Genomic DNA, 23,709 nt, shown 5'->3' with positions numbered 1-23,709 from the left:
TTTTCCCTTCCTTTAATCCGGAAAGCGCTCCAAATTTACGGAATGTTATATTTGGAACGCTTTGCATAGAAACTAGATTTTCCAATTCCTAATCGTTTCGCTGCACGCTGTGCATCGCCATCTTCATGTTTCAAAGCTTCCTTAATCCGTTCACATTCTATGCGTTCAATCGTCTCTTGAAGCGTCTCATCGCTCGCAGTCGACTCATCCATCATGAGCGAGAAGTCCACATCTAAAGACTCAATCCATTCATCTTCCTTTCTAATCATTGCTCGCTCAAGCACGTTCCGTAGTTCTCGGATATTCCCAGGCCACGCGTGTTTCTTAAGCTTCTCTTCCGCTTGCGTTGTCAGCCCAGCAACATCTATTCCCATCTCTCGTTCTAATTCTCTTAACAGAGAATGAGCAAGTGTTCCGAAATCTTCAAGACGTTCACGCAAAGGCGGAATGCGAAGTGGCATCACATAGAGACGATAGTATAAGTCCGCTCGGAAACTCCCTTTTTTGACGAGTGCTTCAAGAGGACGGTTCGTAGCCGCAATAACACGAACATCAACCGCTTCTGGCGCCACGCCTCCGATTGGCTCAATTTCTTTTTCTTGCAACACACGCAGTAACTTGACTTGCATCGCAAGTGGCATTTCACTCACCTCATCAAGAAATAATGTGCCTCGATGTGCTAACGCAATTTTCCCTACTTTGCCACTTTGCTTCGCTCCGGTAAACGAGCCTTCTTTATACCCGAACAACTCCGATTCGAACAACGATTCTGGAATTGCTGCACAATGAAGCCGTACGAACGGACCGTTTGCCCTTTTACTCTCACGATGAATCGCATGGGCAAATAACTCTTTACCCGTACCGCTTTCCCCTTCAATTAAAATCGTCGTATCTGTTTTAGCTGCTTTCTTCGCCATTTTTCTCGTTTTGACGATTTTGTCATCTTGCCCTGCAATTTGCTGGAACGCATACTTTGCTTTTAATTGCTCATGAGGAGGATTGAATAAGGACGATTGCTTGATGAGTTCTTGAAATTGTGAATTCATCTTAAACAAATCATCAAGATCTTGAAACATAATCTTACCGACAACCGCGACGACTTCTCCATCTAACACAATTGGAATTCGGTTCGCAATCATCTGATGACCATTAATTTCTTGCACGTTGGCAACTTCTGGATACCCTGTTTTGGCAACGATGTGCATTCTCGTATTCTCAATCACTTCTGTTACGTGCTTGCCACGCACATCACCTGGAACTTTATTTATAAAAGACGCATACGTCTCATTAATTGAAATGATATAACCGTCCCGATCGACGACGATAATGCCTTCATAGGAATGCTCTAATGCCGTTTGGTATAGGGACAATTCTTTTTGTAATTGTTCGTTTTTCATACCGAGCTTCCGCATCAGCTGGTGCACCCAGCCATTGGTCGTAATCTTCATCGCGTTCCCTCCCTCACTCATTATAATCAGCTTCTGTGTTATACGGCTACCGTAAAATCACGGGCTGCAACGGTTCTTCTACGTCTTTTCATTTTAACTCGTTTAAGCCTACCCCTTCATCGGGAATATCAAGAGTAAGTGGAAAGGAATGGTAGAACGATGAAATCCTTCTTGCTCGGTTTTCTTTTACTTCTCGTTGCTTTTCTTACTTCATGGCTCGTTGCAAGTCAAGAACTCTTTCTTATGATTACGGCAATCATAGGCGTCGGCGGTCTACTCGTTTCTGGCTTGTTATTAGGAACGTTCCAGTGGAGAAACGATCCGGTACACTTTAAAGAAGATCAATCAACCCGTAACACGAAATCCTCCTGGGCAACGTCCCTTTTTCTATTCACTTTCCCCCATTTAATCGCTGTATTTGTCGGTTTATACCTCTACGTATAACAAAGGAACGTCAAAAAAGGTCACAAAAATCGTGACCTTTTCACACTACACTCTATAACTCTTTATCACTGAAACGATCCAAGATCTGTCTAGCCGTCTGTTCATTTTGAAGAATCTTGAAGTACTTGTTCAGTAGATCATTACAAATCTCTTCACCAGTCGTCTCAGAAATGTAGCGATCTTCACTGTGATCTGGATTATAATACAGCACATCTTTGAAAATCCGATTTTCATCAACCGTCACAATGACATCAATGTACTTCGCATTCAACGGCTCCTCATGGTCTTCAATTCTTAACTGAATTGAAATCGATCGTTTAACTGGAATTTCAACGTTCCAACTACCAATGTCTCGATCTTGGTTGAAATAAAGGTCATCATCCGCGAACTCTAAGAAGTAGCTAAGCTCTTCTTCCAACTCATTGCAATACCGGTCAATCAAATCAATCGCCTGCATCAGAGCGATCCTTCGACGATAATACTTATTTAACTCTCGTTTAATGCTTTCTTTCGCATCCATGGCCTTCCCGCACCTCAATTCAATCACAGCTTCTACTTCTTCTAGAGCAATACCCGATATTGAGGAATTTCAAGCAGAATTTTATTTTCCACACAAGTATGAGTGAACTGTTGACCTCATCCTTACCATGGATGGGCAAATTACACTTTACGTAATCATTAAATAACACAACAAACCCTTTCGTTTGACCATCGATTTACACTATTTCAAAACTTATTTACCTCGCTGAATCAGGTTCATCAAGTAACATCATTTTTATCACTGGGTTTTACCTCTTCAATACTGATAGTGAAAGTCGTGCTCGTTGGAGCGGTTACCCCTAAAAACAAGGTTGCCACTAGAAATACGGAACAGATCCACTTTTTCATATACCTTTCACCTCCAAACTTAAACTTTTTTGATCATGTGATGTACGAAACTGCAAACCATCTTCTTCCAAATTTTTCTCTCCTCTCTCCTTATAATAGTCTGAGAGTTCCTTAATCACTTCTTTCATTTCAAAGGTCAAGCGCTTCTCCCTCAATAAATTGATTGCCGATGCTACTCTATCAATATTAGGTTCATGAGAAATATACAACTCTCTAGCAATACGAGAGCGTGCGACATACTCTGTAAGACCCTCAGGATAATGTTGTAGACATCTCTCCACTTCTTCTAATAACGCTTTACCCTTTTCATAGTCACCTAGTTTTAGCCAGCAAAGCGCAAGATTAAATGAAGACTTGATCCCAACGCTTAATTGGCATTGATTTGTTGTTGTTAACGACCGCTCATATAGCGCTGCTGCCGCCTCATACTGACCAAATCGATATTCATTGTTCGCTTTACTTCTATATGCCATGGCTTTTGTAAGCGGTTCGTTTACTGCATGAATAATGGCCAAGTCTGAACTAACAGTTGCGTATTCATAATCTCCAGATTCAGAATAAATCCCAGCTTTTAAAATACATAGATTTGCCTTCAATTTAAGATGAGCTTCAGACGACTTAACGAACTGATAAGAACGATGTAAATGTACTAGCGCGTCAGAATTTTCACTTAATCGATAATGAACATATCCTTTTCGGAAATGGAACTCTGCTTGCTCAAATTGATTTACAATCGACACCTCACGCTCAGCTTGTTGTAAATACTTCATCGCATTTCTATAATTTTCTTCATTAATAGAGACAATTGCCTGCATAAAAAAATATAAATACGTTAACGTGCAATCGGTTAACTCAGCTACGTCATTTTGTAGAGTTTGTGGCTGTTTTAAACTTGTGCGAAACGTGATTTCTTCTGTTAACAGTTGATGTTTGAAGTTAACCAGATCATAATAACTTCGAATTTGCTTTGGGACAGTGTCTATAACAATTAATTTATCAATCTCTACTTTCTTTTTGCGCGCTTTATTTAATTCATAATCTGAAAGAAAAACAAACCATTCTCCAATTTTAGTAAGGGCTTCAGTTTCATAGTTACAGTTCATATCAATACCACCACTTACTTTGTATTTTCTCTTCGTCACATCGAATACCTAAATGTGGTTTACTCTGTTTCCTCAACTCCTTTGTTATGCTTGTCTTTGGCTTTGTACGTGACATGCTTATTCGCATCATAAAAGATAATCTGATCAATAGGGAGGCGTACAAAAATTGAGAATCGATATGCATCATTCACTCTGAAGAATACTCGGTATTTCTCATAGTTTATATATTGTTTTTCAGACATACCAAGCTTCTTTGCCATTTCTTTTTGCGTGATCGCGTTAAGCTTCCTCGCTTGAGCAATCGTATACCTCAACAGAACCTCCCCCCTTCAATGAGACCATTCTATTACATTTTAAATGCATAAACAACTAATAATCTGAAAAATCGGGACAATAAATGACAATTCATACATTTTTACTGTAAAACCTGTACTTAATTACAGTTTTAATGTTCACAGAAGTACACACCTTTAATATATTCCATACGTGAGTTTGGTTTAGTTTGTTGCAGCAAAAAAGTGTACAGGTTTCTGTACACTTTCAATGCAAACGACTATAATTAATATTATTATTGCATTATACCTATTACTCTCATCATTAATTTGTTTAGGAGGTATTACTGTTAATGAAAGATGTTATAAAGAAAACTAGAAAAGATCACAAGATGTCTTTAAAAGCCTTTGCTAGTAAACTACACGTCGCACCAACTACCGTATCTGCTTGGGAACGAGGCGTAAATACTCCTAGAATGAACAAAATTACCGAGATAAGTGAGAAATTTAATGTACCAATCTATGAATTCTTCTCTGAATATAAAGATAAAACTCTCATTCAAAATGAAGAATTCGATCCTCTTACCGTTCAACAAGTTCCAAAGAAATCAGATGATTATCGTGGCCATAATCAAAATCAGCTTATTGCGGAAAAGGATACCCCCTACAACTGCGTACAGCTTCCCTTTTATGAGAGTATTGCTGCTGGGGCGTTATCAATACTCACTGATATAATAGACCAAGATTTACAACACATCACGATCCCTAAACAGCTCCTTAACAAAACCACATCAAAGGATGAACTATTGGCGATGAACTTACATAGTGACAGCATGAACAACATCATCCCTAATGGTGCAATTATTATATGTAAACGAGCTAATTTCAAAGACCTCAATCATGGCGACATTGTCATTGTTAATGTTAAGAAAGAAATTAGTTTAAGACGATTTTGTACTGATGAACAGAAACATTTGTTTCAACCAGATACAAACCGTACAAATTACGAAACAATTGAGGTTCTAAAAGAAGCTGAAAGTGAAATCATGATTATCGGAAAAGTCATTTCCTATTGCGTCACCATGGATGAACTCTAACATTTCAAAACAGTATTGACTGATACTAACCCCCTTGAACCATTCCCAAAATTAACGCTAGAATTTCATCCTCTGACATCTCGTCTGTAATTCGAATGTCCGTTTGTTCGTCCAGACAATCTTGAGCATTCCACCATCTCCGTAATGAATCTTCTCAAAAATCATTCTTCTTTGGGCGGGAACGGTGGCGCCTTACGGTCTCTTCAAACGACAAGTCAAAATAAAAACTGTACGCATTTTCTTCAAAAGATGCGATTAAATCTTCTAACATTTGCTTGTATCGGTACGTGTACATAATCCCTTCAACGATGACGACTTCACATTTCCCATTTCCGTATTCTGCAATTCGTTTGATTAACTCAATGGATAGGTTCCCTTCTACATCACTAACGTTTAACATGTCACGACGCACAGCATCTTGCGACACGACCAACGTCCCTTTACCTAAGTGTTGTTGGAGACTCGTTGCAATCGTACTTTTCCCACTCGCTGAATTTCCCCGTAACATGATTAATGTCGACTTGATCGCTTTCTCCTCCTCTACACGAATCCATACTTTCTTTTACTTGTGATGATTCACCTTTCATTTCTATGTAAACGTCTACGAAAACAAACCCGCGAACAAGCGAATGTTCGTGGGTTTGTTGACTTATAAGGTATTGAATTCATCGTAGTTATTTAATTAAGAAGCCATCTTTCATTGGGTCTGTAGGATCAACAGTGAATCTACTCAGTGTACTAATCATAGGCTTAGCGGTCAATCTCAGCCTGGTGGCTATATTCGTACTCAGATTCGCATATTGCATACTCAATCACTTGCTTCTTAAAAAATGATTAACTAAATACTGATTGTTTGCCTACGGTTCGTGGGCTTATTTGTCGTGTTCAAACGGAAGTACTCAATAACAGTACATAGTTGTCTGTGAATGATCTATAGATTTTATTTATGACCAAGTGTATTCGTAGTCTAATTAACGGTGTATAACTACGGATTAATAACAACGCAAAACATCTTTTATTCAATTTTCTTATACACATTAATAAAAAAATCATAGATATGATTATTTTATATTAGAATTGATGTCTTATACGAAGGTTTATCAGCTTTTTACTAATTTTTTTATCCACATACAGATTTTTTTCATAACCATTAATAATAGTTCATACACAACTAAGTATATTACATAGACAAGAATCTTTTAATCATAAACAAACATTCAATAGTAAAAACAATATAGAAAAAAAGCTCCATATTGATGCGAAAAATCATCCTAAAGAGCTTTTAATCATAGACAATCCTATTTTTTATAACTAGATATCCTCTGAATCCCTAATATAACAATGGATTCAAGCGTTTTATATTTTACCAATCTATGTTTTAATTTATGCTTTAACTAATGAAATAATCTTTGTAGTAATTATTGTTATAATTTGTGATTAATAAATGTATTAGCTGAAACTAGAACACCAATAATACAGAACTATTTCTAATCCATCGTTTGTATAGTCTTCTAAGGCAATTTGCTTGTAAATCGACGCTGTCCTATTATAGTAGCCACCTGCAATGCCATTCACTCCCCATAGTGGCTTTAGATTAGATAATTCCGCGTCTATGAGATGACTAATTGTACGAATGCACATATTATTTAAATGAACTTGCATACGATTACTGACCCCGCATATTTTCCTATTGAAAAATGTGCGGGGTCGCGATGTAAATGGTAATGTTTCAAATGGAATCTGCGATTTAGAACTTTTTTTGCACGTAAATCATAAACAAGATTCGCAAGAATTTTGTATTTTCTATACCCTACTCTCACTATAATTCCAATTAGCTGATTAATACGATCTTGAATCTGTTTAGTGGTTTCATTTGACGACAACTACATGAGGACACTTTTGTTGAGCTTTCCAAAGCACTTCATCGGTTTCGACACCAATGGTCTTTGCGATCAGACATGCAGCTAGAATGACACCGCTGCTCGTTCTGATTCACCTGCAACGACTAGAGATTAGTAATCGTATTTAGTATGCTCAATTTTAATGCTAGCGTAAAACTTGTGCATATCAACCAAATAAATCATAGGTGCCACTTCTTACGGGATCGTACGTTCTCTATATAAAGCATTTAATTAAAAAGGGGAACAAAGAAAATCCATTATGGATTTTCTTTGTTCCCCTTTTAGTTAACTATTCTACAAGGTAAAAGCCTATTTGAAATTTCATTTAATACAATCTAATAATATTTGCATTTTTTTCGTCTGGGAATTGTATGCAATCATAAATTAACTCCGCAATACGTTCCGGTCTTTCTTTTCCGTCTTGATTTTGTTCAGATTTTACATTTCCTGGGTCAACAATACTAACATAAATTCCATTTTGTCTTTCTTCTTCTTGTAAAGTTTTCATGAGAATTTCTAGACCTGATTTAGCGGCTGAATATGCTGAAAAACCCTCATAATTAAGATTAACCATCATAGAGGTTAGAGAGATTACGTAACCGCTTTTCTGTTTTCTCAAAATAGGTAAGAAAGCATTTGTCATATAAAAGGCACTATTAAGATTCAGTTCAATTGAATAACGCCAATCATCAACAGAATGTTCATATACTGATGTAGGTTTACCACCTATTCCTGCATTATTAATTAGAATATCCACTCGGTTTTCTTTAACTAATATAAACCTTTTTAGTTGATTAATCTCATCAATATTAGTTATATCTGCTTGAAACGCATAAGCTTTACCACCTGTTTCATTTATATTTTTTGTAACCTCTTCAAGCTTATACTTCCTTCTTCCTACTAAATAAACTGTTGCTCCTTGTGAAGCCAACAGTTCCGATGTTGCTTTACCAACTCCTGTTCCTGCCCCCGTTATTACTGCAACTAAACCTGTTAAATTCATCATATTAACCTCCTTACGAATTCAGTGACTACTTTTCCAGTGATTTCTCCATTTTTCATCTTCTCTAAATATAAGGGTACTTCTTCTAATGTAATTCTTGTTATTTTTGGTGGCTTGATTTTTTGATCAGCTATTAATCTACCTAACTCTTCACCTATTTTTTTAATGTTATCTTCAGCTAATCGATCTCCTGATGTCAGCGACAAACCTGTCGCAAGTTCATGAATTGAAATTCCTTTTTCATAAAAATTCAAATGATTAAAGTGAGGAAACCCTGCCGTAACTGCTATTTCTGCATCTAATGCCAGTATATTAAGGTCTTTCGTGGCTATATCAGGACCAACTGTATTTAAAATGTAATCAACACCACGTTGATTTGTATAATTCCATACCACTTTATGAACGTCCTCAGATGTAAAATCTATAACCTTATCTGCACCTAATGAGCGAACGTATTCCTTATCTTTACTAAGGCAAGACGAGATTATTTTCAACCCTGACATTTTAGCGAGTTGAATAGCAAAACTTCCTACGCCACCCGCTCCACCATGTATGAGAATTGTTTTACCTGAAATTGGTCGAAGCTTTTGTATGATTGCCTGATATGCTGTAAATCCAGCTCCTGGAGTCACACCCGCAACGCTATCATCTATATTTTCTGGAAGAAGGCTAGCTATATTAGCAGGTGTAATAGCATACTCAGCAAATCCTCCATGCGTATTATTTAAACTTCTCAAATAATAAACACGATCTCCAACCTTTAAATTAGTTACACCCTGCCCCACTTTATCGACAATTCCACACACATCTATTCCTAATACCTTTTCTTCATTTGCTTTTTCGTTATACAAAGCATATTGATAATCAGAGGGATTAAGCCCAGCAGTTAAAACTTTTACTCGAATTTCGCCTTCTAGAGGTTCCGGTATGTTTTTATCAACAATTTGTAAACCTTTAATTGATTTAGGCTCTTTGATAATTAATGCTTTCACTCTATAACCTCCTCAAATATAATCAACACATGTCGTCTAGCATGATTGATATGGATTAATTATATTAAGTTTAAAAAATAAACAATCAACAAAACTGTTAATAATGTCGCTTAGACAACAAAAAAGTATGTCGTGTTTGAATTTATGGAAGGAGAACTTCTAAAATGAATAATAAGACTGATCGGCGAGTAGAAAGAACTAAGAGGGATATTCGTTTAGCATTTATAGAATTAATTGAAAAACATGAGGCTAAGGATATAACTATTCAAGAAGTTACTGATTTAGCTAACTATAATCGAACTACGTTTTATGCACATTATTCTGATCAGAAAGGTTTAATAGAAGACATTATTGATGACGCCATACAAGGTTTTATAGACGTAATACAACCCTCTTTTCACAATGGTAAAGTACCAAATTCTATAAAATTTTCTCCTTCAGCATCCAAAATGATTTTTAGATACATTGAACAGAATAAAAGTATGTTTAATCTTCTTTTTAATGTAAATAAATTTCCAAGCTTTCAGGAGAAACTTTGTTTCGCTTTAAAAGATCTATTGTTAGATGACCTTCATTTTGTACACCATTACAAAAACCACACAGATAGAAGCTTATATTGCTACACTCAAGCAGCTGCATTAGTGGGAAGAATTAATTTCTGGATTAAAGAAGGTTATACTGTTGATGCTGATTACATGGCTGAACAGATGGTGAGCTATTTAAGGTTATTTAAATAATTTAACTTCTAAAGAAATAAAAAAATTAATTTATTATGTTTGTCCATTATATTTAATCTGTTTTACTATGGTCCAAATTTGCTTTCTATTTAATATAAAACCTGTAGGTGTTGAATTTCCTAAGTCATTTCACCGGTATCAAATCAATAAAAAAAGTATTTCACCAAAAAAGAAGCAAACAAAAACCCATTAAGGTTATCGTTTGCTTCCAATTAATTTGCTCACATTTGTTACTTCTGAAGATAAAGTATGTCTTGTTTTTACAAAGTAATTGCCATCATTAACACGGCCATTGTAATTCCGACACCGAATGAACCGATGACGAGCCATTGCGGAGCCTTGTCTACTCGCTTCATGGTAAGGTATTCAGTGATACCCACGACCGCATAAATTCCAACAATCGGTAAAAGTAGGTTGTCTAAAGTAATCGATCCACCTGTAGCCACCATTAAAGCTACAAATAACATTCCATATACTAGCACCGACATAAACGCATGGCTTGTTGGTCCTAATACACCTTGTTTGGTTTTGGAAGCTGTATCCGTACTCATTTAAACCCTCCTTTTTTAGCCATCAAAGCAATAAGCTTCAACGCCAGCAATGCCTAGTACTTCAGCGGCTGCCATCCACCGATATTTAACCAGTCACCTCTTGTAGAAGCACCTGCGAGTAAACGAACGGTTTCACGAACACCACCAAGTGCGCGGATCGCTCTGTACGCTTGAGCACCAGGAACAAAGACTGCTGCAATCGCTGCTGTACACTTAGTCGCATCCCAAACGCCGCCCCAGAAGGACATCGTTTCAATACCGTCAGCATCGACACCAACAAGATCTCCGTTACTATTTATACTAACTGATTCCGTATCTTCTGAAAATTCCACTGAAGTCCCAAGAGAAGTGAACATTTCATCCAAAGTGTCTACGTCTTTTTTACTCTCTGCAATGAGAACATCACCATCAAATTGTGATGAATCAAACTCAGGATCTAATAAGGCATTAAGGAAAATTTCTTCCTGCTCGTCATCAAGATTTTCTACAACTGCCTCAATTGCTAGGTATTGTTCATACATTTCATCGGCTAAGGCTTCTTCTTCTGGCGTTAACTCTACCTCACTCGTGTCAATCTCTTCAAACTCATTATAGGCTTGAGCTTGATGAGTAACAGGGCTTAACCCCAGTAGTAAAGCTAACGATGCAGTTACCCCCACTGAGACTTGTTTCTTAATGCTTTTCATCCAATCATCCCTTTCCTAGATTTTGTAATTAATTTACTGGTGCCGATATTACTAGAATTATTTGGTTATTTTCAATTTACAAATTTATTAATATCTATTACAAAGTTTGTAAAAAAACGGCTTGAAACAGGCTATGACAGTTACTTTACGAGTTATAGATTTCAAGAAAATAACTTAAAATTCTTTCATTAAAACTTGGTATTAAGACGAATTTCATAAGAGATAACATGTAATGGTCTACTAATCAATTACTAGAAGGATCGACCGACGTAGATCGATTTCTCCTCAAGTTGATTGCCAATTACTCAAACGAGTTGACTTTACAGGGTTGGGTACTATTTGACTATTCAAAGATCTTTACCTATTATGCTTTTTATCTCCCTTATCTTCTGATAGGCGCAATAAAATGGAAACGACACTAATTACGATTATGTCGAATGTGCTACTCTAAAAATTAATGATTCATAAGTATTAACCATAAAACAGATTATACACATAGCCTCTCTTCTGAAAAATCATACCTATAAACAAGTAGAGCAATTGACAGGTATTCCTACACGCACCCTAATACGTAGAAAGAATGCTTTAAAAGAGTGTAAATCATAATGCTATCTTATAGAAGCTAGTTACCAAAAGGAAGATGATTGAACACAACTATTATGAAACATTACGCGAGGTTAAATCCTTAGCCTTCCCCATCGTTCCTCTCATGGGCAATATATCTGTTCTACCCTTGGTCGGGAGATGAGTGAAGACCGTTTCCAAACGGTATTTCGAAAAGCCGCAAATTACGTGGCACACAATTATGTGCATACGTTAATCATTGATCTCTCCGGTTTAACGAGCTTGGGTGATTACGAAATGGAAGAAGTTATAAAGCTGCAGTCTATCCTTTCTCTATTAAGGGCAGAGATGCAATTAAGTGGAGTCACCCCAGAAATGGCAATGCAGGCGGTAAATGTTCAAGATTACCGAAGAACTAACATCCAATCCGCAACCTCAGTAAAAGAAATCTTAACGCGGTTACTGACGTGCGATCACTAGACCACACGTTTTTAAATCACTGGAGACATTTCGTTCACAGTTTTTCAACGAAAATTCCTATGTATCCTTCATTCAACTATATAATACAAATAAGTGAACTACCTTATGGTCTTTGATTCGCATGCAAAAAACCTCGGTCTTTTAATTATTGAAAAGACCGAGGGTTTAAAAGCTTGTTTCTTTGTTAGACTTAACTGTAACCACCAAGTACGCAGCCTTACGTTTAGTGGTTGAAAGAACGAGGGTTAGTCACCCACTTCTAATCATTAGCTTTCGTCTTCTACGTATGCAGCCACGATTTGAGCATCTTCGCCCTCAACGATGTTGGCCGGCATCGCGCCTGGTCCTTCTTCAATCGCTGAGAGTACTTCATCGGCAGTGTATCCTTCCAACGCAGGTCCGGAAGCCCCTTCCATGTTGTCGCCGTGACAGCTGAGGCAGCTGGCCGTGTATACTTCTTCTCCAGCGGCTGTATCTACTGTCTCACCTGATTCCCCAGCTTCTTCTCCGCTGCATGCCGCGAGCAGTAGAGTTGAACCTGCAATTGCCATCAATAATTTCTTCATGTTGTGTCTCCCATCCCTGTCTCTTTTTTTGTACCTTTCGGAAAGGTTCATCTGCCGTTTACCTATTCCGAGTGAAGTCTTGTGTACACATTATGTTTTTACAAGCGCAGAAGATTAAGCGCCCTTTTCATTATGGCTGACCTTCTGCTCCTCTTGAACTTTTTCATCCTCAAGAAGATCGTGGGTTGATTTTTTAAAAGACTGAATGGTTTCCCCGAACGCACTGCCTATTTCCGGCAACTTTTCGGTCCGAAAATCAACAAAGCCAACAATAAAATGAGAATTAAGCTCGGCACACCGATATTAAATGGCTCATCTGAAGTCCGCCTTCCGTCATTGTTATTTAGGTTCAGTTATACCAGTTGTCCGCCACCATTACTTAAATATTCTTCAATGCCTTCAGCAGCCCGGTAAGCTAAGGCGCCAACCGTTCCAGTCGGGTTGTAACCGCCGTTGTGAGGAAACGCAGAAGCTCCAACCACAAATACGTTGTCGTGGTCCCACATCTGCAGGTAGCTGTTCACTGCTGATGTTTCCGGGTCATCACCCATAATGACGCCACCTGTATTGTGCGTGGACTGGTAGGGTTCAATGTCAAAATTGCCGAGGTCTTTATTGACCGCAATGTCACTCGCACCCATTTCCGTCAGAATGTCTTCGATCTGCTCTGCCAGATACCTGGCTAAATTTTGATCCTGCTCATGAAAATCAAACGTCATCCGCAATAGCGGGTTGCCCAATTTATCTGTATACGTAGGATCGAGATCTAAATAGTTATTCACGTTAGGAAGTGATGCCCCTTGAGTCCCCACTGATAACATTCTGAAGAATTGATAGATGGATTGTTCTTTAAATTCCCTGCCGAAACTCGGCGTGCCTGCCGGAACCGCATTGGAGCTGATGGGAGTCCGACCGCCCTGCCGCAGCGAAATCCATCCACCGTGAAGGAAGTCCAGATCACTGTGGTCGAAGTTATCGCCGTTGAAGTCATCAATGGCCATTCCCAGCGCCCCGGCGCCCATGTGCATGTTGTACTGTTTCTCAAAAAAGCCCTGCCCACTGAACTCCAATTGATAACAATAATTTTTGCCGATGCTGCCGGTTTGCGTTTCCGGGTCATACGGTTGTCCAAGCTCCGACTGTAGGAGTAATCGAGCGTTGTTTAACACGTAACTCGTTAAGACGACGACGTCCGCCGGCTGTTCGTACTCTACGCCCGTCGTCAAATCTGTGTAACGGACCCCAGTGGCTACCCCGTCTTCATGCAGAACTTCCGTAACATTGGAGTACGTGCGCAGCTCAAAGTTGTTTGTCTCCAGAGCCGTTGGAATGACGGTAACGATTGGATCGGACTTGGCGCCGAAATCACACCCGTATCGGGAGCAATACGAGCAATATTGGCATTGATTAATCCTTTTTCCATCAGGATTCGTATATGTTTCCGACGGGTTGGCCGAAGGAGCCATGAACGGCTGATACCCCATCTCCGTCGTCGTTTCTTTAAACAGCCGAAGGGCCGGCGTCTCCTTCATCGGCGGCGTGGGATAATCATCGGAACGAAAGCCGCCGAAGGGGTTTTCTTCCCCGGAAATGCCTGCTGTTTTTTCGAAAGTGTCATAGTAAGGCTCCAGTTCTTCATATGTAATGCCCCAGTCTTGGAGTGCCATATCTTCCGGGATTTTATCTTCGCCGTATTTCTCCACAGTCTGCGATTGAATTTCAAAGTCGTAAGGAAGAAATCTCCACGTGACCCCGCTCCAATGAACTCCAGCTCCCCCAAGGCCTGTCCCGAGCTGAAAAGCGCCGTATTCCCGCATCGGCAGAGCGGTCATGTCCGGCGTATTACGGAACGTAACCGTCTCATTGGATAAGTTTTGAAGCAGTTCATATCTTGAATCAAAACGAAGCTCGTCTTTCGTCTGCAGAAAATCCTCCGTTTTCTGTTCAGCGCCCCGCTCCAAACCGACAACGTTATAGCCAGCCTTCGCTAACTCAGCTGCAATAATTCCTCCGGTCCAGCCGACTCCTACCGTTACGACATCCACTTTATCTAGTTGTTGTACCACGCCATCTCCCCCTAAACGTAAGTATTTTTATCTTTAGTGATTGTGATCTTTCAGTGCGACGGGATCCATTTCAACAAAATCTTCTTCTTGAATCACGTCTAAATAGGACATCACAGAACCGGGGTGCCCTTTCATCCGCCAGCCAGCCATCTCTCGATTTCCACCGTACAGTGGGTCACAATACGCACCTTCCAGGACAGCCTGCCGCAACAAACTGAAAAACCGAGAAGACGAAACTCCACGCATTTCCGCATTACCTTCTGAAAATTCCGTCAATATAGCCACGCGGTCTTGTTCCTCTAAATCAACAAAAGCTTCATCATAATCTGAAGTACTGATTTGATTAATCAGCCGAATGCCTTGGAGAAAAATTTCCCCACGGGTAAGCGACGATTGATAACCTTGCGTGTCTGTCCCTTCCTCAAACGGTCCCTGCATATAGTCCCGCGTATTACTGCCCCAATTGCCCGCGAGTTGACGGTCAATAAAATAAGGCACACCTAAAGCGATCGCCCCTGGACCGTTGCCATCTTCAGGAAAGATGGTTTCGGTCACCATCTCTAACACGCGGAAATCTCCCTGCCGTTTAAAAAACATTCGCGCTTCTTCATACCTATGGGTAGCGCCGTGTCCGTGTTCTTCCGTTGACGTCTCCGTGTCTGTTCCCGTCCCCAACTGGTTGCCGAGAAGACCCCCAAGCAAACCACCACTAACTAAACCACCGGTAATCAAGCCTGTATTCTTAATGAAAGTACGTCGGGTGATTCCCTCCTGTTGATGGGTTCCCGGCTTCCCGGTTTTTTTTTCTGCCACATTCAACACCTCACTATAATGTAGTCAAATTAGGAAACGAGTGATTACTTAATAATTGTAAGTCTTGGTACATTACGCGTTAAGCGAATAGAAACCGCTTACTTAAAACTTAGCATTTCTTCGGATACATAACTTGTTACTAATAGATGGTTTTTTTGCACATGGAAACACTGCTACCTTTATGAATAAATTTAGTCCTCACTAATAGTAACATGAATTAGCAGATTTTTTAAACTATTATTTGTAGTTTTGAAAGAGCAATAGCAACAACGATATTTTATATTTACAAGACCCGAAACGTAATATGTCTCAATTTTGGTCGTTATGATTCAACATTAATTATGGCCATCTAATTCAATGAAATAGTATCCTAAAAGTATAGGTCTTATTGCTATCATTCAATAACCGTCGATCGTGTCATAACTTAAAAAATTAAGAACGTAAGTAGGGATCATAACAATGGCTTTTTTATTAGAAACTGAAAGTTGATTATTGCCCTGTATATTTGCTAATACTAATAAAGCCCATCAGTGTGGGAACACTGATGGGCAATTTTCACAGATTTATATGCAACCTGTTAGTAATTATTTATGAGTTCATAGTTTAATACCAACTACTTCACACATCTATTTTATAATGAATTACGTTCATCCAACATATATAACATGTTGTGGTTTGTTTATTTTAAGTATCGTGCAATCATAATTTTAGGGTACACACTTTTCTTTCGTAAACTTCAACCTCCCCTGTTAGTAATACCAAATTCATGCAATTAAGTTGACTATGTTACCAGGATTGGTTATTATTCAACTATTCAAAGATCTTTACCTACCTTGCTTTTCATCTCCCTTTTTAGGAGCAGGGATGAAATGGAAACGACGATTACTACGGTACGTGGAATACGCTACTCTAAAAATTAATGATCCATAAGAATTAACCATAAAAATTCAAAGGCAGAATAAAAAAGAAACTGTTACGGTCTTTTTTGTTCTGCCTTTTTATATACATTACGACACAACTATTAGGGAGAATACAAAGAGTAAGTCAAAAAAAGTTATTGTTCAATCAGCTAATCAAAACCTAAATGAAGCACAAAAAACATACGAAAAATGCACGACAAAAAGGAATTAATCCTTGCTGTCGTGCATTTTTGAGTTCTAAGGACACTAGAAGATGAGTTAGACACTCGATCACTATTCAACGCCTTTATTCATTCAGAACTGCAAGAAGGTCAAAGTTCATCCTATGCTACTGCAAATTTTCAGGACGAGACGATGGATCAAGGAACGGCACATCAGGAATTCCAGCAGGGACAGAAAAACGATATGGAACAATTAATCGCCGATTTAAACACACTGACTTATACTTCCATAGATATTAATGATTACGAGTACTTAGATTCATCTATGTTCACTTTAAATAGCGTCTGGTCTCACAATTTAACTAGGAACCATGGTTACATGATGTATGGAATTCAACAGAGTTCTGATAACTACTTGTTACAAGTCAGTTTCTTCCAGTAACCGCTCACTGATCGGTTGGCGAGAAGGAGATCATGTTAGTGAACATCGGTCTACATTAAAACTATCTGATGGAATTATCATGGGGTATGATCAGTCCACCCAGACAGTCAGGGTCGTCCAAGCATTTGCTCCTAATCAGGTAATCGAATACACAAGCACTAAATCTATTCCTTCTGGAAGAACCGTTTTTTTTGAGCAGGATTTCAAGATTAACCAAGCAAAAGAACGATTTAACCCTTTTAGTCGTGACCTTCCAAACTACTTTATTAGAAGAGCTATGCCTGCTATTTCACAACCTATACGTACTTTACAACAATTTGTAAACGGCTTAACTAGGGGCTCTGATGAGACTCGAGAGAGCATTACTTACTCTACGTATGAAAGACAACTTGACGATCAGGCGAAGTTGCCCAGAGAATGCAAAGGACTGCACAAGGTCTGAACTTAAGCTCACCTGGCGAAAGTATTACTCATGAAGCGAAAATTCATTCAGAAGATCCAGAAAGAGAACCGAACGTTATAAATGACGTTCACTGGATCGTACAAACAAACATTAATTAGAAGACGATGAAATTTCAATCCACGTACTCACACGGAGTGCGACACTGTAACCTGAGAATCGCTCTATGGCGCAATTAATTTCAATCCACGCACTCACACGGAGTGCGACACCGTTCTTGTGCTGCCACCGCCACATATATTTAAATTTCAATCCACGCACTCACACGGAGTGCGACGTTGTTCTTCACTGAACACAAAACCTGTTACAACTAATTTCAATCCACGCACTCACACGGAGTGCGACAGCGAACCTTACGGAGACGCTCACCACCAAGTCATTTCAATCCACGCACTCACACGGAGTGCGACAACTGCCCGACTTGTAACCAAAAATTGCCCGAAGATATTTCAATCCACGCACTCACACGGAGTGCGACCCTGATATGTTGAGCATCCCGTGGATTTGTGACATTTCAATCCACGCACTCACACGGAGTGCGACCGAATACGAGTATAACTATATCGCTGAGATTCAATTTCAATCCACGCACTCACACGGAGTGCGACGTCGAACTTCATTTTGGGAGTTGTTAGTATAAGTATTTCAATCCACGCACTCACACGGAGTGCGACTGCGAATTTCAAGTATAGTTATGCAAAATTCGCGTATAAATGAAGCTTTTCTTCGAATTAGCTCTGAAACAATTAAACAACTTTTAACTTTATTACATATTTTATCATAATATTCAATTTTATTGGTGCGGATCCCCTAGCTTTTTATGTTCGCTTCACATTCGCACTCGCTTATTGCCTCTATATTGCATACTAATGCAGTATGCTCAGGAAACAATAATTTTCTTATTTAAACGAAGTTATTTACTTTTCATCTGCTAATGTCTGTATTGGCATGTCATTCCAATACGTAATGACGCTTTTTCACGGAAGGTTCTCCCAGTACATTTTATTGTCCTTATTAATTATTCGCTAAATTATGGAAGCTAAAACGTTTTCTTATATTTCTACGAAACTCACTGGGTTGTTTCAAGAGAACACGATGGTTCCTCATAACTCAGCTTACTAGAAACAAGACTTTTTATTTACTTAAAATTCATATCGCTGTCGTTATGAAACTGGCACATCACAGCGGTCATTTCTAAGTCCTTCTTTCTAATTCCCAATTCGTTGGTTCTCTTCTCTGAATTGATCGGCTGTGCTTAACGTTCGCTTTGGCCCTCGGAATTTTTTTGTAAAAACGATAATGATGGGCACAATGATGATTGTTGGTCCAAACCATAATAATAACGACACTTGGTCTATATCCAAAATCCTGGGTGCACCAAAGACAACAAAAGCAGTAATTGCACTAACACCACAGCTCAACATCGCTGTAAGATGTTCCACAACCCGCTCATTCTTATACTTAGACCCCATGGACATATAAAGAATTTGAGTGACTCCTAAGAATAAACCGATAAACGGAAACCAAAACAGTAACGGATCACGAAGAATAGCTCCAAAGACAATAACAATGACTGCACTAATCAGTAGTAAACAAGCATTAAACCAATCGAACGATGACGTCTTCACCCCATTTTTATTTCTAATTTTCAGAACTCTAATTCCATATATTGCGGTTACATAGCTTAGCACACCGATGAACGTAAGAAAGATATTAAATGAAGACTCCATCAGCGATAAATTGTGTACGAGACTATTAACAAGTGCTAATAAGACGCTTGTTGCACTGACAATAAACATCGCAATCGTAAATACCCAGCCTGCTCTTCTATGATATCGCCCTCCTTTTTTTGTGAGCACAGGTATAAATAAAAAGCTAACGCGACAAAACCTGCAATAACATGCAAAGAAATTAACCCTGCATACATATCCGTACCTCCCTTATTTTTTTTAATTTCTCCTTATAGTGTATCACGACAAACTAATCAAACATCTTTGAATTATACCGTTGTAAATCACAAGAGCAAACTACACCATTCACATATAAGATCATCGGAATATTTATATTTAAGGTATGGTAATGTGACCATACCTTAAATATAAATATATAGAAACATTGTTAAAAGACTTGTTTCTACCATCTACTCATAACTTTCTTGGTGGTGTACACTCAGTTTCACACCAAATGAAGATAATCCTTTGATCGCTTAAGATTGTATTACACCCCACCAAATTTGCAGGGATGAAGCAACAATCAAAATCGCAAGAATCCATTTCAAAAGATTCGTACTCATCTTTTGACCGAGCTTCGCTCCTAAAGGCGCGGCAATGCCACTTGCAATAACCATCACAGCTACTGGCCCATAGAGAACTTGATCTGTGGCGACTTTTCCAAACGTGGAACCGATAGAAGAGATAAACGTTACTGCTAAAGAGGTTGCAATCGTTACACGGTCGGTAGTTTTAATAGAGTTAACATAATCGGAACGAGCAAGAACGACCCTGCTGCTCCTACAATTCCAGATGCTATACCTACGACAAATGATAAGCTTACAGCCAGTCCTTTATGAAATGTAATTTCTTGTGCTGGCTGGTCAGGCAGTTGTTTTTTTGGTAAGAACATCATAATCGCCGCAATTGTTGCGAGTACTGCATAGACAACATTCACGGCGCTTTCTTGAAGAAGATTAGAAGCAAATGCTCCGATAAAGCTTCCGATTAGAATGCTAGATCCCATATAGACAATCAATTTCTTATGCAAATACCCTGTGCCCCGATACGCCCACACACCCGCAATTGTCGCGAAAAACACTTGAACTGCACTAATTCCGGCAACTTCATGTGCTGTAAATGTCGCAAACCCCAATAGCGGAGGGATGAATAGAAGCATCGGATATTTAATAATCGAGCCCCCAACACCTACTATTCCAGAAATGAATGAGCCGATAAAACCGATTAGAAAAATGGTTATGATAAAAAGAATATCCACGACGTTCCCCTTACTGATGAGAAAAGGGACAGCGATGTGCCCCTCTTCCATCGCCTATTATTCTCCTTTCTTTATGTGGAACGTTAAAACCCCGTCCGCTTCCTTTGTTTGTAACAACTCATGGCCTGTTGACTTTGCCCACGCCTCGAAGTCCTTTAACGCACCTTTATCGGTGGCTTGTACTTCCAGAATGTCTCCTGATTCTAACTGCTTCATTTCTTTTTTTGTTTTTACGATTGGCATCGGGCATGCCATTCCTTTTGCATCTACTACTTTTGTGATCTTCATCTTGTTGACTCCTTTTTAGTCAAAATTATTATCGAACCGCACAGCGGTTTGGACCCATCTCCATTTCACGTTGTTCCTCTAAGCTAGGGGTTTTATTGCCCATGTTTGTTTCTCTGATTTCACGATAAGCATTCGGTTGTGGTGGTAAATGATCGGTAACCATTGAGCGAAATTCTCGCTCGTCGTCTACGTTTAATCCGTGGTTTCTCTCCATTAAGACACCGAGTTTTTCAGCCACGCTTCCATCATCATTCAATTCCTCAACAATCATGAAATGCGCAGGCATGACGACATGCTCCGGCGACAGTGATTGATACGTTTCATACAACGAATGCCGCAAATCCCCAACCCAATCTTCTGCTTTCCCAGCTAAGTCTGGTCGTCCTATTGAATCAATAAATAAAATGTCTCCCGTTAATAAATACGCCTCATCGACAATAAAGGACATCGAACCAATCGTATGACCTGGCGTGTCTAGAGATTGGATGTCAATTCGAGAAGCGCCTACTTGCAAATGGGCGTTATCTTCAATTGGCTCATAATTAAACGTGACTTCTTCGGCATCTTTTGGTGGAAGCCAATAGGTCGCACCGGTTTCTTCAGCAATCATTCTGCCACCCGAAATATGATCGGCATGTAAATGGGTATCGAACACATGCGAAATTGATACACCCATCTGTTTGGCAAACATCATGTATGCATCTGTCATTCGCGTCGCATCAATAATGGCGGCTTCGTTCCCGGACAACACCATATACGATAAACAGCCTTTACCGAGACGAACAAATTGGTATAACTCGCCACCTTCACGTAAATCGGCGACTTTAATGGGCTCTAAATGTTCACTCCATGCTTTCATACCGCCTGCTAGATAAGAAGTATTGAACCCTTCCTCCGAAAGCATCTCACCGACTAAAATCGATGAACCTTCTTTTGCACAGACGACGAGAATCGGTTGTTGTTTAGGAAGCTGGTCAACGATCTCTTCGACACCATCTAGTAAATCAAAATACGGGACATTCAAGTATTGAATATTTTCTCCTTCAACCTTCCAATCACGAAACGCATCTTCATTTCGAACATCTAAAATAAACAACGGCTCTTTTTGAATCACTTTTCTCGCTAACTCTTTCGGATTCATCGCTGTTACACTCACTTTTCGCTTCCTCCTTTGGTTTTCCATTGACTCATTCCAGGGGCGACATTTACGACGTTTCGAAACCCATGGTCGGCTAGCGTTTGAGCTGCTAAATCACTACGGTTACCCGTACGGCATACAACATAAATGGCTTGTTCTTTTCTCAGTTCATGCATCCGCTCACTTAGTTCACCAAAAGGAATTGAGCGAGCACCGGAATGTGCTGTATGTCATACTCACCTTTTTCTCTTACATCAACGATGACGAAATCAGAGTAAGCATCAATAACGTTCTGAAGTCCTTTGTTATCAATCACATGTGGAAATGTACACTCGTTCGAATCGCTAGTTGCTGCGCGTAAATAATGGCTTAACGATTGATCATGCTTCACCGTTTTCACATACTCATGACCTGCTTTTCGTGCCCATGCCCTTAAGTCCGCAGTGGAGCCTTCATCTGTCGCTTGCACTTCGACAATGCTCCCTGGGGCAATGTCTTTCATCGCTTTTTTCGTTCGAACAATTGGCATCGGACAGGCCAACCCTTTTGCATTGACAATCAGCGTGACATCTTCCATTTCATTCACTCCTCTTAAATAAATAGGTTCACGTTCCCGTCTTCTGCATCGGCTAGATATGCTGCAACGCCTGCGTATTGGGTGCTTTCTCTGAGTTCCGCTTTTTGCAGTCCTAACAAATCCATCGTCATCGTACAGGCCACTAAGTTGACGTCTTGTTCTTCCGCCATTTCAATGAGATCGGCTAAAGGCATCGCATTGTGCTTTTTCATGACCTTTTTTTATTAATTTTGGCCCCATACCTGCAAAATGCATCTTAGACAATCCCATCTTTTCAGCACCGCGGGGCATCATTTTACCGAACATTTTTTCTAACATCGTTTTGTTCGCTTGAATCGGTTCATCTTTTCTCAACGCATTAAGCCCCCAGAACGTATGAAAGATGGTGACCTTATGGTCATAAGCGGCTGCACCGTTTGCAATAATGTACGCAGCCATGGCTTTGTCATAATCTCCACTAAACAGAATAATGTTCGTTGATTTTGTGTCAGTCATTGTCTTCTCCTTTTTATATACATATACCCGTATGGGTATTATAATTGCTAAAAATTTTTCTAGGGTAGACAGACTACCCTAGCGACTCTTAACGAGCAAGTTTACGGCTTGATCAACATAGTCTTTCGTATCTTCTCCATCTTCAATCGCTTTCTGAACACACTCTACGAGATTTTCGCTAACAATAACCCCCATCGTGCGATCAATGGCTGTACGAGAAGCCGCTAGTTGAGACACAACATCACGACAGTCCTCCCCGTCTTCCATCATTTTTAGAACGCCTCGAAGTTGTCCCTCGACTCGTTTTAATCGATTTTTCATTTGATCGGTATATTCCATGTCGTTTCACCCCTTTTTTGATTAACTTATTACTAACAATATACCCACCGGGGTATTCCGTCAACTAGTATGATCTTCCAGAAAAGAATTTATGGTTAACTCGGTTTCAAGATCAGGGTCATCAATACAGTTATGACGATAAAAGAAAGAAGCCCAATGATAATAATAAAATTATTTTGAAGTAACGCCTCGACGAAGACAATAACAGGCTCAAAATTAACAACATACGAAAACAAAACAAACAAGATGATGAACGCAACGATCCTGCTCATCCACTACCACCTACTTAT

Annotated in this window: 21 protein-coding genes, 5 pseudogenes and 1 CRISPR repeat array; of the genes and pseudogenes, 5 read left to right on the top strand and 21 right to left on the bottom strand. The window is 39.4% G+C overall.

The genetic code is table 11. The features are described 5' to 3' along the window. Positions 1 to 35: 35 nt before the first annotated feature. Positions 36 to 1,448 carry a sigma-54-dependent Fis family transcriptional regulator gene (locus JCM19038_RS08345; RefSeq protein ID WP_238554335.1) on the bottom strand — a complete coding sequence of 471 codons (1,413 nt, stop codon included), beginning with the start codon at positions 1,446 to 1,448 and terminating at the stop codon, positions 36 to 38. Between the two features lie 159 nt (positions 1,449 to 1,607). On the opposite strand from JCM19038_RS08345, the gene JCM19038_RS08340 reads away from it, so the two are divergent. Next, positions 1,608 to 1,892: a DUF5316 family protein gene (locus JCM19038_RS08340; protein ID WP_042416629.1), complete on the top strand. Its 285-nt coding sequence runs from the start codon at positions 1,608 to 1,610 to the stop codon at positions 1,890 to 1,892. 52 nt (positions 1,893 to 1,944) lie between these two features. Here JCM19038_RS08340 and JCM19038_RS08335 read toward each other — a convergent pair whose 3' ends face one another. The 3 genes from JCM19038_RS08335 to JCM19038_RS08325 all read right to left on the bottom strand — a co-directional run bounded on the left by JCM19038_RS08335 (position 1,945) and on the right by JCM19038_RS08325 (position 4,197). Beyond that, complete coding sequence (locus JCM19038_RS08335; RefSeq protein ID WP_042416626.1) at positions 1,945 to 2,412, bottom strand: hypothetical protein; 468 nt, start codon at positions 2,410 to 2,412, stop codon at positions 1,945 to 1,947. 364 nt (positions 2,413 to 2,776) lie between these two features. Continuing rightward, positions 2,777 to 3,922 (bottom strand): lipopolysaccharide assembly protein LapB, encoded by a 1,146-nt coding sequence (locus JCM19038_RS08330; RefSeq protein ID WP_152549373.1) that lies wholly within the window; start codon positions 3,920 to 3,922, stop codon positions 2,777 to 2,779. A gap of 20 nt (positions 3,923 to 3,942) precedes the next feature. Then, entirely contained in the window at positions 3,943 to 4,197 is a 255-nt protein-coding gene (locus JCM19038_RS08325; protein ID WP_042416620.1) for a helix-turn-helix transcriptional regulator, read from the bottom strand. Positions 4,198 to 4,508: 311 nt separating this feature from the next. Here JCM19038_RS08325 and JCM19038_RS08320 point away from each other — a divergent pair, with 311 nt between their 5' ends. Further along, complete coding sequence (locus JCM19038_RS08320; protein ID WP_042416618.1) at positions 4,509 to 5,252, top strand: XRE family transcriptional regulator; 744 nt, start codon at positions 4,509 to 4,511, stop codon at positions 5,250 to 5,252. A 25-nt stretch (positions 5,253 to 5,277) separates the two neighbouring features. On the opposite strand, the pseudogene JCM19038_RS08315 reads toward JCM19038_RS08320, so the two are convergent. The 3 genes and pseudogenes from JCM19038_RS08315 to JCM19038_RS08305 all read right to left on the bottom strand — a co-directional run bounded on the left by JCM19038_RS08315 (position 5,278) and on the right by JCM19038_RS08305 (position 9,148). Next, a pseudogene (locus tag JCM19038_RS08315) lies at positions 5,278 to 5,760 on the bottom strand (AAA family ATPase). Positions 5,761 to 7,478: 1,718 nt separating this feature from the next. Further along, positions 7,479 to 8,156 (bottom strand): SDR family oxidoreductase, encoded by a 678-nt coding sequence (locus JCM19038_RS08310; protein WP_193745085.1) that lies wholly within the window; start codon positions 8,154 to 8,156, stop codon positions 7,479 to 7,481. Then, on the bottom strand, positions 8,156 to 9,148 hold the full coding sequence (locus JCM19038_RS08305) for a zinc-binding dehydrogenase (protein WP_042416614.1): 993 nt from the start codon (positions 9,146 to 9,148) through the stop codon (positions 8,156 to 8,158). Before JCM19038_RS08305 ends, JCM19038_RS08310 begins: the two co-directional genes overlap by 1 nt. A gap of 164 nt (positions 9,149 to 9,312) precedes the next feature. Between JCM19038_RS08305 and JCM19038_RS08300 the strand changes: the two genes are divergently transcribed. Next, positions 9,313 to 9,885: a TetR/AcrR family transcriptional regulator gene (locus JCM19038_RS08300; RefSeq protein ID WP_042416611.1), complete on the top strand. Its 573-nt coding sequence runs from the start codon at positions 9,313 to 9,315 to the stop codon at positions 9,883 to 9,885. Positions 9,886 to 10,145: 260 nt separating this feature from the next. Here JCM19038_RS08300 and JCM19038_RS08295 read toward each other — a convergent pair whose 3' ends face one another. Next, a complete protein-coding gene (locus tag JCM19038_RS08295; protein WP_238554334.1) occupies positions 10,146 to 10,436 on the bottom strand; it encodes a hypothetical protein in 291 nt (96 codons plus the stop codon). Positions 10,437 to 10,489: 53 nt separating this feature from the next. Further along, positions 10,490 to 11,122 (bottom strand): hypothetical protein, encoded by a 633-nt coding sequence (locus JCM19038_RS08290; RefSeq protein WP_052361290.1) that lies wholly within the window; start codon positions 11,120 to 11,122, stop codon positions 10,490 to 10,492. 477 nt (positions 11,123 to 11,599) lie between these two features. Between JCM19038_RS08290 and JCM19038_RS24370 the strand changes: the two genes are divergently transcribed. Beyond that, positions 11,600 to 11,728, top strand: coding sequence for a hypothetical protein (locus tag JCM19038_RS24370; RefSeq protein WP_193745089.1), 129 nt, complete (start codon positions 11,600 to 11,602; stop codon positions 11,726 to 11,728). 138 nt (positions 11,729 to 11,866) lie between these two features. Further along, positions 11,867 to 12,166 (top strand): hypothetical protein, encoded by a 300-nt coding sequence (locus tag JCM19038_RS08285; RefSeq protein ID WP_042416607.1) that lies wholly within the window; start codon positions 11,867 to 11,869, stop codon positions 12,164 to 12,166. 266 nt (positions 12,167 to 12,432) lie between these two features. Here JCM19038_RS08285 and JCM19038_RS08280 read toward each other — a convergent pair whose 3' ends face one another. From JCM19038_RS08280 to JCM19038_RS22735, 12 genes and pseudogenes are all read right to left on the bottom strand, one after another. Further along, positions 12,433 to 12,732 carry a cytochrome c gene (locus JCM19038_RS08280; RefSeq protein ID WP_042416605.1) on the bottom strand — a complete coding sequence of 100 codons (300 nt, stop codon included), beginning with the start codon at positions 12,730 to 12,732 and terminating at the stop codon, positions 12,433 to 12,435. Between the two features lie 114 nt (positions 12,733 to 12,846). Continuing rightward, positions 12,847 to 13,028 (bottom strand): annotated as a pseudogene (locus JCM19038_RS21750) (twin-arginine translocase TatA/TatE family subunit). 57 nt (positions 13,029 to 13,085) lie between these two features. Continuing rightward, a complete protein-coding gene (locus JCM19038_RS08275; protein ID WP_042416603.1) occupies positions 13,086 to 14,798 on the bottom strand; it encodes a GMC family oxidoreductase in 1,713 nt (570 codons plus the stop codon). 33 nt (positions 14,799 to 14,831) lie between these two features. Next, the gene (locus JCM19038_RS08270) at positions 14,832 to 15,611 is read right to left on the bottom strand and encodes a gluconate 2-dehydrogenase subunit 3 family protein (protein WP_238554333.1); all 780 of its coding nucleotides are present in this window, start codon (positions 15,609 to 15,611) and stop codon (positions 14,832 to 14,834) included. A 2,095-nt stretch (positions 15,612 to 17,706) separates the two neighbouring features. Beyond that, a CRISPR array of direct repeats spans positions 17,707 to 18,268; the repeat unit is 32 nt; unit sequence ATTTCAATCCACGCACTCACACGGAGTGCGAC. A gap of 534 nt (positions 18,269 to 18,802) precedes the next feature. Further along, positions 18,803 to 19,453, bottom strand: coding sequence for a DUF2306 domain-containing protein (locus JCM19038_RS08255; protein ID WP_152549371.1), 651 nt, complete (start codon positions 19,451 to 19,453; stop codon positions 18,803 to 18,805). Between the two features lie 347 nt (positions 19,454 to 19,800). Next, a pseudogene (locus JCM19038_RS08250) lies at positions 19,801 to 20,582 on the bottom strand (sulfite exporter TauE/SafE family protein). A 57-nt stretch (positions 20,583 to 20,639) separates the two neighbouring features. Further along, positions 20,640 to 20,870 carry a sulfurtransferase TusA family protein gene (locus JCM19038_RS08245; protein ID WP_042416597.1) on the bottom strand — a complete coding sequence of 77 codons (231 nt, stop codon included), beginning with the start codon at positions 20,868 to 20,870 and terminating at the stop codon, positions 20,640 to 20,642. Positions 20,871 to 20,898: 28 nt separating this feature from the next. Continuing rightward, complete coding sequence (locus JCM19038_RS08240) at positions 20,899 to 22,026, bottom strand: MBL fold metallo-hydrolase (RefSeq protein WP_042416594.1); 1,128 nt, start codon at positions 22,024 to 22,026, stop codon at positions 20,899 to 20,901. Further along, a pseudogene (locus JCM19038_RS08235) lies at positions 22,023 to 22,585 on the bottom strand (sulfurtransferase TusA family protein). Before JCM19038_RS08235 ends, JCM19038_RS08240 begins: the two are co-directional and overlap by 4 nt. A gap of 14 nt (positions 22,586 to 22,599) precedes the next feature. Beyond that, positions 22,600 to 23,080, bottom strand: a pseudogene (locus JCM19038_RS08230) (DsrE/DsrF/DrsH-like family protein). 78 nt (positions 23,081 to 23,158) lie between these two features. Beyond that, the gene (locus JCM19038_RS08225; RefSeq protein WP_042360513.1) at positions 23,159 to 23,419 is read right to left on the bottom strand and encodes a metal-sensitive transcriptional regulator; all 261 of its coding nucleotides are present in this window, start codon (positions 23,417 to 23,419) and stop codon (positions 23,159 to 23,161) included. 95 nt (positions 23,420 to 23,514) lie between these two features. Then, positions 23,515 to 23,691: a hypothetical protein gene (locus JCM19038_RS22735; RefSeq protein WP_193745084.1), complete on the bottom strand. Its 177-nt coding sequence runs from the start codon at positions 23,689 to 23,691 to the stop codon at positions 23,515 to 23,517. Between the last annotated feature and the right edge of the window lie 18 nt (positions 23,692 to 23,709).

It is taken from the genome of Geomicrobium sp. JCM 19038, assembly GCF_000698125.1.
Classification (GTDB): Bacteria; Bacillota; Bacilli; order Bacillales; family Marinococcaceae; genus Geomicrobium_A.
This window is presented reverse-complemented; position numbering and strand designations above follow the sequence as displayed.

Bases quoted from the DNA above. Each gene is read 5' to 3' on its own strand.
- JCM19038_RS08225 (WP_042360513.1), bottom strand. From the start codon at position 23,419: ATGGAATATACCGATCAAATGAAAAATCGATTAAAACGAGTCGAGGGA.
- JCM19038_RS08280 (WP_042416605.1), bottom strand. From the start codon at position 12,732: ATGAAGAAATTATTGATGGCAATTGCAGGTTCAACTCTACTGCTCGCG.
- JCM19038_RS08320 (WP_042416618.1), top strand. From the start codon at position 4,509: ATGAAAGATGTTATAAAGAAAACTAGAAAAGATCACAAGATGTCTTTA.
- JCM19038_RS08345 (WP_238554335.1), bottom strand. From the start codon at position 1,448: ATGAAGATTACGACCAATGGCTGGGTGCACCAGCTGATGCGGAAGCTC.
- JCM19038_RS08245 (WP_042416597.1), bottom strand. From the start codon at position 20,870: ATGAAGATCACAAAAGTAGTAGATGCAAAAGGAATGGCATGCCCGATG.
- JCM19038_RS08285 (WP_042416607.1), top strand. From the start codon at position 11,867: ATGAGTGAAGACCGTTTCCAAACGGTATTTCGAAAAGCCGCAAATTAC.
- JCM19038_RS08310 (WP_193745085.1), bottom strand. From the start codon at position 8,156: ATGAATTTAACAGGTTTAGTTGCAGTAATAACGGGGGCAGGAACAGGA.
- JCM19038_RS08295 (WP_238554334.1), bottom strand. From the start codon at position 10,436: ATGAGTACGGATACAGCTTCCAAAACCAAACAAGGTGTATTAGGACCA.
- JCM19038_RS08290 (WP_052361290.1), bottom strand. From the start codon at position 11,122: ATGAAAAGCATTAAGAAACAAGTCTCAGTGGGGGTAACTGCATCGTTA.
- JCM19038_RS08340 (WP_042416629.1), top strand. From the start codon at position 1,608: ATGAAATCCTTCTTGCTCGGTTTTCTTTTACTTCTCGTTGCTTTTCTT.
- JCM19038_RS08335 (WP_042416626.1), bottom strand. From the start codon at position 2,412: ATGGATGCGAAAGAAAGCATTAAACGAGAGTTAAATAAGTATTATCGT.
- JCM19038_RS08300 (WP_042416611.1), top strand. From the start codon at position 9,313: ATGAATAATAAGACTGATCGGCGAGTAGAAAGAACTAAGAGGGATATT.
- JCM19038_RS22735 (WP_193745084.1), bottom strand. From the start codon at position 23,691: ATGAGCAGGATCGTTGCGTTCATCATCTTGTTTGTTTTGTTTTCGTAT.